The 9,674-nt window shown below is 57.3% G+C and carries 9 protein-coding genes; 1 reads left to right on the top strand and 8 read right to left on the bottom strand.

The window, feature by feature from the left end:
- Together VGK48_07950 and VGK48_07955 are read right to left on the bottom strand one after the other, a co-directional pair.
- On the bottom strand, positions 1 to 1,649 hold a 1,649-nt coding region (locus VGK48_07950), incomplete at its 3' end, for a M28 family peptidase (GenBank protein HEY2381101.1).
- Positions 1,650 to 2,198 carry a hypothetical protein gene (locus tag VGK48_07955; GenBank protein HEY2381102.1) on the bottom strand — a complete coding sequence of 183 codons (549 nt, stop codon included), beginning with the start codon at positions 2,196 to 2,198 and terminating at the stop codon, positions 1,650 to 1,652. It abuts the gene before it with no gap.
- Positions 2,199 to 2,305: 107 nt separating this feature from the next.
- Between VGK48_07955 and VGK48_07960 the strand changes: the two genes are divergently transcribed.
- Positions 2,306 to 2,833, top strand: coding sequence for a sulfur transferase domain-containing protein (locus VGK48_07960; GenBank protein HEY2381103.1), 528 nt, complete (start codon positions 2,306 to 2,308; stop codon positions 2,831 to 2,833).
- Positions 2,834 to 2,870: 37 nt separating this feature from the next.
- Here the strand turns inward: VGK48_07960 and VGK48_07965 are convergent, their stop codons facing one another.
- The 6 genes from VGK48_07965 to VGK48_07990 form a co-directional block, all read right to left on the bottom strand.
- On the bottom strand, positions 2,871 to 3,632 hold the full coding sequence (locus VGK48_07965; GenBank protein HEY2381104.1) for an ABC transporter ATP-binding protein: 762 nt from the start codon (positions 3,630 to 3,632) through the stop codon (positions 2,871 to 2,873).
- The gene (locus tag VGK48_07970) at positions 3,620 to 4,384 is read right to left on the bottom strand and encodes an ABC transporter permease subunit (GenBank protein ID HEY2381105.1); all 765 of its coding nucleotides are present in this window, start codon (positions 4,382 to 4,384) and stop codon (positions 3,620 to 3,622) included. Before VGK48_07970 ends, VGK48_07965 begins: the two co-directional genes overlap by 13 nt.
- An 8-nt stretch (positions 4,385 to 4,392) precedes the next feature.
- On the bottom strand, positions 4,393 to 6,270 hold the full coding sequence (locus tag VGK48_07975) for an FAD-dependent oxidoreductase (GenBank protein ID HEY2381106.1): 1,878 nt from the start codon (positions 6,268 to 6,270) through the stop codon (positions 4,393 to 4,395).
- Between the two features lie 69 nt (positions 6,271 to 6,339).
- On the bottom strand, positions 6,340 to 7,401 hold the full coding sequence (locus tag VGK48_07980) for a hypothetical protein (GenBank protein ID HEY2381107.1): 1,062 nt from the start codon (positions 7,399 to 7,401) through the stop codon (positions 6,340 to 6,342).
- A 14-nt stretch (positions 7,402 to 7,415) separates the two neighbouring features.
- The gene (locus VGK48_07985; GenBank protein HEY2381108.1) at positions 7,416 to 8,375 is read right to left on the bottom strand and encodes an ABC transporter substrate-binding protein; all 960 of its coding nucleotides are present in this window, start codon (positions 8,373 to 8,375) and stop codon (positions 7,416 to 7,418) included.
- Between the two features lie 62 nt (positions 8,376 to 8,437).
- Positions 8,438 to 9,664 carry a dicarboxylate/amino acid:cation symporter gene (locus VGK48_07990; GenBank protein ID HEY2381109.1) on the bottom strand — a complete coding sequence of 409 codons (1,227 nt, stop codon included), beginning with the start codon at positions 9,662 to 9,664 and terminating at the stop codon, positions 8,438 to 8,440.
- Positions 9,665 to 9,674 lie beyond the last annotated feature (10 nt).

Raw genomic sequence — 9,674 nt, forward strand, 5'->3', positions numbered from 1 at the left:
GCAGCCGCATAATTGAAACCCGGATCGACGAATCGTGTGTAGTAATCAAACGAGTCGTAGATCGAGTGATACGACCCTTCGGCTTCGCTTTCCCCGCCGAACTGCATATTCAGGGACGCAATTCCGAGATGTTGAAGGAACGGTGTGTAGTCCGAGCCTGACCCGAGTGCCGAAATGCGCACATCGGGACGTTCACGAGCCTCGCGGCGTTCTTCGGGCGACCCATCGACGATCTTGCGGGCTCGCCAGCGGCTGAGGATTGAAACCGGCTTCTCAGGATCGGTGACGTCGCCCGCAACCTCATTTACGAACTGTTCCAGCGTATGGGAACCTCCTACCGACAGAAAGCCGCGGCCATTGTTGTCCGAGTTGAGGTAGAGCACGGCTTTCTGAGTGAGTTCGCCGGCATGAGTTTCAGCCCACTCCGTCGAACCGATCAAAGCCTGTTCTTCGCCGTCCCATGCCGCATAGATGATCGTTCGTTTCGGCCGCCATCCGGTCTTCGTCAACTGGCTGGCCGCTTGTGCTTCAGCGAGGAGAGCCACCAATCCGCTGATCGGATCGTCGGCGCCATTGACCCACGCGTCGTGGTGGTTGCCGCGGATAACCCATTCGTCCGGACGCTCACTGCCTCGCAACTTCGCGATCACATCGTAGGCCGGCACGGTCTGAAAACGGAATTCCAGTTTCAGGTGGACCGTCGCGGGGCCGGGACCGAGATGGTATGTGATCGGAAGTGCGCCCCGCCAACTCTCGGGTGCCACGGGACCTGCCAACGCGCGAAGCAAAGGAAGAGCATCGCCATAGGAAATAGGCAGGACTGGAATTTTCGTCAGCGTTGCGGCGTCCTTGATATCGATGCGTTTTGCATCGGGGGTTGAGCCGACACCGGGAGTCAGCGGATCGCCGGGATAAAGAGGAAGGTCCGCGACCGAGCCTCGCTGCGCGCCGCCTTCCGGCCGCGCGCCGCCATTGGGATAGCTGTCGCCGGTGAAATAGCCGTCATCGCGAGGATCCGAATAAATGATGCAACCGATCGCGCCGTGCTCGAAAGCGATCTTGGGTTTGATCCCCCGGAATATGTTTCCATAGCGAACGATGACGATTTTCCCGCGTACGTCGACGCCGCGCCGTTCAAGTTCGTTGTAGTCGCCCTGCGCGCCGTAGTTGGCGTAAACAAGCTGAGCAGTGACGTCGCCGTCGATGGAATATGCGTTGTAAACCGGCAGCTGTTCGGACTTCTGCCCCGAGGTTGCATCTTCCTTGATCGCCGGTTCCTCCAGCTTCGCCGTGAACTTCTGGGGAGCGGTCAGCTCCAGAAGCCGGGTCTTCGGCGTCGCAAAGAGGACGTCGTAGCGCTCGATAGACGTGTCGTATCCCCACGAGCGGAAAAGTCCGGCGATGAAATCCGCATTCTGTTTGTCGTAGGCCGATCCCAGATGATGGGGCCTTGCCGACAGCCGCTTCATCCAGTCGCGCAAATCATCTTTTTTGATAAGCGAATCGAACCGCTGTTCAAGCGCGCGTTCGCGCGCCGTTCCATCCCGGTCGAAACCGAGCAGGGAAGCAGGAGGCTGTCCAATCTGAGCCGCGCTTACGGAGATGGACGACAAAAGCACGATCAGCGCTAAACGCCAGGTGCGTTTCATCTACTTGAACTCGACGATGACCGCGCGGGCCGACCCGTCGACAAGCTCTTCACTATGGGATCGATTGGGTTCGTTGAATGTCGTCTTGCCGAACGAGATGGTATTCACGACCGACTGGCCGTCCGGTGTCGTGGATTTCAGCTTTCCGTCAGCCAGGTATACAACAACGACCTGTTTGTCGTGGAAATGCATGACGGTCGGCTTACCGCGCTTCCACGTGTAGTCCCAGACGATGACGCGATTGTTTTCCAGTATCTTCTTCACGCCCTCCCGCGGAAATGCGAGCGGGTACCCGGTCTTATTCGGAACCGGAGGAATGTTGGCATTTTTGATGTCGACGACGACCGCATGCTTGTGGTCCTTCTGAACCTCGCCCTTCTTCAGAAACACGGCGCTGCCGGGCTGTGCCAGATCGATGACGACGCGATCGTCATCCGGCCTGGCCGTCGCCTGGTTCGTGGTTTCCCACACCGTGGTTCGCGGGTTGTCGATTAATTGCTTCGTTTGTGGCGCCAGCAATAGAAATAACGCGAGGATCGATGTCGTCATTCGGCAGATTGTACAGTGTTCTCGCGATTGTCGACAAATTCCCGGTCTCCAAGTAAGATTCCCGCCATGATTTCACATTCGCAGCCGGTGTCTAAAAGGAGATCCTTATGAGAATCATATTGGCTTTGACAGCGGTCGTTGTTTTATCGCTCAGCTTTGCGCAGGCCCAGGTGACCAAGGACACGGTGCCCGGTATCACAAACCTGGCGCGCGTGGAGACGACTGTTGCATGTGCGGGCGCCGTTACGCCGTCTGCTGTCAGCGAGATCAAAAAGATGGGCTTCGCGTCCATCATCAACTTGCGGCAACCGACTGAGCAGGGGGCGGACATTGACGGCGAGACCGCAGCCGCGAAGACCGCTGGAATCAAATTCTTCAACATCCCGTTCAACAACGCCATGATGGATCCGGCCGCCGTCGATCGATTCCTGCAGACGATCGCCCAGCCGGGAAATCAGCCGGCCTTCATTCACTGCGCCAGCGGCAACCGCGCCGCCGGGATGTGGTTGGTGAAACGCGTTCTGGTAGACAAGTGGGATGTCGATAAGGCCGGCGCTGAAGCGGCGAGCCTGGGGCTGACCAACGCGATGCTGAAGAACTTCATGATGGATTACATCAAGTCGCATTCCAAATAGGAGGAAGAAACCACAAGAGCCACAACATGCAGAGAAACTATGTGCCTTTTGTGCTTTTTGTGGTTTCGTCCCCCATTCCCAGAAAATCACGAGTCAAGCCGGTCTCCAGTTCAAACAGCCTCAGGTCACCGTATTCGCGCGGGTAGGGCAGATCGATCGTCAGGCGCTTGAAGATGGTGGCGGGCTTAGCACTGACAATCAGAACCTGCTGCGAGAGGAACACCGCCTCGCTGATACTGTGTGTGACGAACAGAATGGTTTTGCCGGTCTCCTGCCAGATGCGGATCAACTCCCGACGCAGTTTCCGGCCGGTGATTTCATCCAGCCCGCTGAAAGGTTCGTCCATCAACAGCACATCCGGATCGATCGCCAGGGCCCGGGCGATCGCGACCCGCTGCTGCATTCCGCCGGAAAGCTGCAAAGGATAATAGTTCTCATAGCCGGCAAGACCGACGAGCGCGAGTTGCTTTTCTGCGAGAGCGCGTAGCGCATCGTGGTCGAAATCCCCGCCTTCGAGAGGAAGCGTGACATTGCCGGCGATCGTCCTCCAATTCAACAGACGCGGCTGCTGAAACACAAAACCGACGCGGTTTCCGCCGGCAGAGATCGTCCCGGACGAATGCTTGTCCAGCCGCGCGATGAGATTCAGAATCGTCGACTTGCCGCAACCCGACGGCCCCAGGATCGAGGTGAACGATCCATCGGGTGATTCGAAGCTGACATTCTCCAGAACACGGAGCCGTTCGCCGCCGGGCAGCGAAAACTCTTTCGTGACGTTCGTCAGGACTATTGCGCCCACTGTATTGCAGGAACTCCGGAGCGCCATCGCGTCAATCGTTGCTCGATGGGTTTGAAGATCAGGTACTCGATCGCGAACATCACCAGGAGGAACAGCAGCGTCCAGGCAAACACCTGAGACATCGAAAACAAGCCGAACCAGTAGTTCAGCTCGAAGCCGACACCGCTCGACATGCCGATCAATTCGACCGTCGTGCAGATCTTCCAGCAGATGCCCAGTGCATATCGCATCGAGGCGAGGATGTGCGGAATAAGCTGCGGGAAAATGATCTTGCGAATAATCGCGCTCTTGCTCAGGTGGAACGCCTGGCCCATGCCCACCAGCTGCATGTCCATTCCTTTAATCCCTTGCCAGATGCTGATGCTCACGGCTGGAAAGGCCGCAGTGCCGATCGCAATGATTGCCGCCATCTCGTTCAGGCCGAACCACAACAGACAGACGATGCTGTAAACGATCGCCGGCACGGTCAAGCCAACCATGACCCACGAATCGAGAAAACTTTCGCCCGTGGGAGAGAGGCCCATGATAGTTCCGACGGCTATTCCCAGGACCATCGTCAGAATGAGGCCCAGTCCGACGCGCAGCAGCGTCTTGTACAGATGATAGAACGCCTGTCCGGACGCAATGTTCCGTCCCATCGCTTTGAAAACCGGCACGGGACCGGGAACGATTGTCGGAGGAAAGACCGCCGAGAGAATGAGCCATGCAATCAGCAGGCTGGCGATCGACAGGACTCTGGGAAGCGTAGTCAATTCGCGAATTACGGCGTGCCCGACTTCTTGATCGCCGTGTTTGTAAGCAGAGTCTGCTGCTGAGCCATGAACTTCTGGACTGTGTGTTTGAAGAGTTTGATGGTGGATTCAGGAAACGCCAGCAGGAAGCGTTCGAACCGGTTGTAATCGAGCGACAGCAGGGTAGTCGGCTCTGCCGCGATCAAGGTGGCGTTGCGGCGCGCGTCCGTAAACATGCCGTATTCGCCCACAACTGTGCGAACGCTGACGATTTCGGTAGCCTTGCGGGCATTCGGAAGCCAGATTTCGAGAGCTCCTTCCGCGATGACGAACACTTCTTCGGCTTTGTCTCCGGTCTTGCAGACGACATCGCCCTTTGCATAACGCTTTTCCTCGAACATGGCCGCCAGCAGACGCAGCTCATTTCCGGGCACGGTTCGAAAGACGTCGCTATTCGCCAGGATCTGGATGCGCTTGCGCATGCTCGGCTCGTCCAGGAGCCTCATCTGCTGATTGAAGAACCGCGAAGAGCGCAGCATCATCTCGCGCCATCTGCGGTTTTCGCTGAAATGGCGGACCGGCAGAATGGATGCATCGCCGGTGATTCGCGATGCTTCGCGCAACCCCGAGGTATAAGCGCCATGAGTGCTGCCCCATTGGAAGGGATTGGTCGCTTCGCCTGCGAAATAGAGCCAGTCGCCGACCGGTTCGGAAAGCGTCCTGGTATCCTCAGGTCTGGACCCGACTTTCATATAAGTGTATGCGCCCATCGAAAACTCGTCCACGGACCAACTGGACCTCAGAACGCGCGTCGGAGCCGGAATCTTATGGCCGAAACAAGCTTCAAGCGTGCGTGTCGCCCAGGTCTCTGCGTCGGCGGTGCTGCACTCTTCCAGCCATTTGCCCAACGCGCCCCCGGCCTGAATCTGAAGACAAGGTACATGCTGTGTCTTCCAGAGATTGATGATGTGCGTCGGCTCGAACGACGTATCCTGGCTGACATAGCCGAAGATGTATTGGTCCTTGTTCCAGAAGACGTCTTTGAAGAAAAAGAAAATTTTGCCCAGAACACCGAAACCGAGCCGATCGATGGCCCTCACCCGGAATTCATTTAACGCAGGCGAAAACCGGATACCGCTCTTCTTCAGAACGCCGAGGGGTACCGTTACGATGACGCGATGGGCGCGATGCTCGCCCTCCCGGGTTCGAACGAGAACCCGGCCGATCGGGTCGGGACTGTATTCGATGCTCGTGACGACTTCCTGAAAGCGAATATCCAGTCCGGTTTCGAGCTTCGAAATAAGGCTGCCATAGCCGTCGACGAAGACACTGTCGCCATAGCCGTACACCTCATAGCCTTCGTCCCAGAAGAGAGTCGAGAGGGAATCGGGCGGAGCGGCGCAGTCTTCCCGCGCAAACAGCGCAACATGCCAGGGAAGATCGGAATTGGATCGATCGTCCCCCCGCAGCCGGGCCTGCGCCTCGGCTACAGCCTGGGCCACGGAGAAGTCCGGCCGGCCAAGGCGAATAGCTTCACGGCGAAGACCTTCAATCGTGTCCCGGAGGCGGTCCGCAACCAGAATGCTTTGCCACTTCTCCTCAGAATTAACCCGCCCCAGGCGTTCCCTGTATAACTCGATCGCTTCCCAGCCTCCCCGGTAAGTGCTGTCTCCGCCGACAAATACCGTGTCGAGCGCATGCTGCCGTGCAAGGTTGGTAATCGGATTTCCTTCGGTCCCGTAAATCCATTGCGCTCCGACGTCGACGCAATACTTTGTGAGGATGCGGCCGCCGCTCCGCTTTCGCGCTTCGAGGACGACAACGGCGTATCCCCTGTCGCGCAGGGACCTCGCAGCAGCCAGTCCTGCCAGGCCGGCGCCAATAACAATAACCCGCTCGCTCACCATCGGTCCGGGTGCTCCTGAAGAAAGTCAAAATGGAACCGAGAGAATACAACAATTATGGTGTTTTGAGAATTAACAGCCGACAGAAAAGAGCAGGCCTCGCAGGTAAGCCTCGAGTTCCTTTCTTTCGATGTTCTTTCTGGCAATGGTGGATGCCGACGTATCCGGATCCTCGATGAGTTTTTCTATATCGGCGATCGATTGCCGGATTCGGGTGACCTCGCCGTCGACGGCGGGGCTAGCACCGGGAGGTATGCCCTGCGTGGGTATCATTTCGGAGCTATTGCCGGATACGGCCCTGGGCACCTGCAGTTCCTGCGTCAGCTGTTCGTGTTTCTGGACCATGTCCTCTATGCTCGCAGCGTGCTCTCGTTTGAGCTGCGCAACGCTTCCGGAATGGATTTCCTCCCGGATTTGCGTTAGCGCGACATTGAGTTCCTGGATCTCCTTTTTGGCGGATGTCAGTTCCTGTGCCGTTTTCAAGGCGCGTTCGTGATATTGCAGAACGCTGGCGCGGCTTTCAGCAAGTTGTGCTTCGAGTTCCCGGATGCGTGCTTCTTCTACCGTCTCTGTCCGCATGTACACGCGGTCCATGACTTCTTTGATTTGCGACCCGCCGGTGGGCACCATACGGCGCAACTTCATCACTTCGGTCAGCAGCGTTTTTTTGTCTTCCTCCCACTTCGACCGCGTATTCAGGAATTCACGCTCTATTCGCAGACGAAGCGTCTCGGCTTCAGACAGCTTGAGTTCGAACTGGTCCTTGATTTGTTGCGTCGATCGCATGGGATTGCTCAAGCGCGTAAGGGCCTCGGTTACGGCCAGCTCCAACCGGCCTATTTCATTTTGCAACCTCTGGCGTTCGGCCACCCAATCGGCGGATGCCTGCCGGAGCTTCTCATCGACAACGGTCTGTAATTCCTCTGGATTTGGGGCAGCGAAGTTTTTGGAGAGTGCCTCTTCGAGTCTTTCGATCTCGGCATTCAGACGGCGGCGTTCGGACCGGAATCTCTGGGAAGCCGCCTCCATCTCTTCCTCGAGATTCATCTTGTCACGGCGCATTTCCCGTAACTGGTTGTCGAACTGATCCTGAACCTGTTCGATTATCTGCTTTCTCAGCGTTCCTTCATCCATCGCCTCAATTATAGCTAGGGAGTGTAGTCATTGCGAATGAGGTCTTGCGGCACAACTTTAACGACGCTGTCGCCGATGATGTTGTGAACCAGGTTCAAGTAGTCGTTCTGCAACGCGATTTGATTCGCGTCCCACGTTTCCACGAGGTTGGCTCCCATCTTCTCGCGAAGCAGCGCGCGTTGTTTTGGATCATCCATCTGAATGCTGGCCGCGTATTCATCCCACACTTCAGGGTGGGCGTGAACATACATAAGCGTGTTTTTGTAGGCCTTCAGGTAGTCGCGCACGATATCGCCGTGGTTTTTCGCAAACTCCTCGTTGGTGGCAACGATGACGTGCGCCGGCGCGCGGCCTCCCTGGTGCGCTTTGTACTCCGCGCTCAGGTCCACGAGGACGCGATAGCGATCGCGGGCAAACTCCTCAATGGATTCCACGGTGCCCAGCAGCGCGGCGTCGATGTCGCCTTTACCGAGCAGTTCGGCCAGCGCGGGAGCCGGCGCCGTGACGATCTCGGCATCATGAAAGAGGTCGATGCCATACCAGTTGCGGGCAAGCACGGCAAGAAATGCGAAGGTTGTCGATCCCGGTCCGCCGAAGGCGCCCAGCTTTTTGCCTTTTAGATCACTCAGCGTTTTGATCGGTGAATCTTTGCGGACAAAGACCATATTGACCGGAGAGAACACGCCATAAATGACAATCAGGTCTTTTCCTTCATTTCGCGCGGTGGCCATCGTCGTAAAACCGCCGAAGCCGATGTCCACTTTGCGCTCCGCCAGCATGAGATGCAGATTGGCCGGGCTCAGCGACTTCACTTTGTCCGCTTTCAGGCCGACCTGATCCAGCAGGCCATGACCTTCCATGACGAAGTCGACGAATTCCTGCGCGCCGGGTATGAGGCCGAGTTTGAATGTCCGCGAGTCTGAAGGTTTCCTGGCGCAGGAGAAGGACAGGAACACAAGAAGCACCAGAGGCACAAGATGTCTGATTGTCTTGTGCCTCTGGTGCCTCTTGTGTTCCTGTCCCCTCATCGCGCGAGTCATTTTAGCGTTTCGAGCAGCTGTTTGCGATCGAGTTCCTTTTCCCAGTGCGAAACCACGATCGTCGCAACGCCGTTGCCGATGAAATTGGTGATCGAACGTGCTTCCGACATGAAGCGATCGATGCCGAGGATCAGGGCCAGTCCGGCGACCGGAATCGACGGCACCACCGTCAACGTTGCTGCGAGAGTGATAAAACCTGCACCGGTAACACCCGATGCGCCTTTCGAGGTCAGCATTGCCACGGCGAGTATCGTGAGCTGCTGCCGCAGTGTGAGGTCGATATTCAACGCCTGCGCCACGAACAGAGCCGACATCGTGAGATAGATGTTCGTGCCATCCAGGTTGAATGAGTATCCGGAAGGAACGACCAGGCCGACCACGGACTTCGAACAGCCCAGCTTCTCCAGTTTCTCCATGAGCGGCACCAGCGCCGACTCCGATGAGGACGTCCCGAGAACCGTCAGAATCTCATCCCCGATATAGCCCACGAATCGGATGATGCTGAAGCCGGTCAACGCCGCAACCGTGCCGAGGACAACGAAAATGAACAGCAGGCAGGTCAGGTAGAAGCTGCCCATCAGGAGCGCGAGAGGCCGCAGCGCGGCGACGCCGTATCTGCCGATGGTGAATGCCATGGCTCCGCCTGCGCCCAGCGGCGCCAGCTTCATCAATGCATTCATCATCGAAAAGAAGATGTGCGAGCACGCGTCGATAAATTGATGAACGATTTTCGCCGCGGGGCCAAGGCGCATCATCGCGTAACCGAAGAGGATTGCCACGAACAGGACTTGCAGAAGATCGCCCGAGCCCGTGAAAGCGTCCAGGAATGTCGCAGGGATGACATGAAGGATGAAGTCGCCGGTGTTCTGGCTGGCGGCACGCTTGGCATAGTCCGCGACGGCATTGGCATCGAGCGTCCGCGCGTCGATGTTGAAGCCGGCGCCGGGCCGCACGGTATTGACGATCATCAGGCCGATGAGCAAGGCAAACGTCGAGATGAACTCGAAATAAAGCAGCGCTTTGGCGCCCACACGTCCGACTTTCTTCATGTCACCCGCGCCCGTGATTCCCAGGACGACGGTGCAGAAGATGACCGGACTGATCAGCATCTTGACGAGGGCGATGAATCCGTCGCCCAGAGGCTTCAGCTTGACGGCCCTTGCGGGATCGATATAGCCGAACAGACCGCCGCCGATGATCGCGACCAGGACCCAGAAATACAGATGGTGAGTC

Source organism: Terriglobia bacterium (assembly GCA_036496425.1).
Classification (GTDB): domain Bacteria; phylum Acidobacteriota; class Terriglobia; order 20CM-2-55-15; family 20CM-2-55-15; genus 20CM-2-55-15.

Coding starts and splice junctions, on each gene's coding strand:
- VGK48_07955 (HEY2381102.1), bottom strand. CDS start 2,198: ATGACGACATCGATCCTCGCGTTATTTCTATTGCTGGCGCCACAAACG.
- VGK48_07975 (HEY2381106.1), bottom strand. CDS start 6,270: ATGGTGAGCGAGCGGGTTATTGTTATTGGCGCCGGCCTGGCAGGACTG.
- VGK48_07960 (HEY2381103.1), top strand. CDS start 2,306: ATGAGAATCATATTGGCTTTGACAGCGGTCGTTGTTTTATCGCTCAGC.
- VGK48_07980 (HEY2381107.1), bottom strand. CDS start 7,401: ATGGATGAAGGAACGCTGAGAAAGCAGATAATCGAACAGGTTCAGGAT.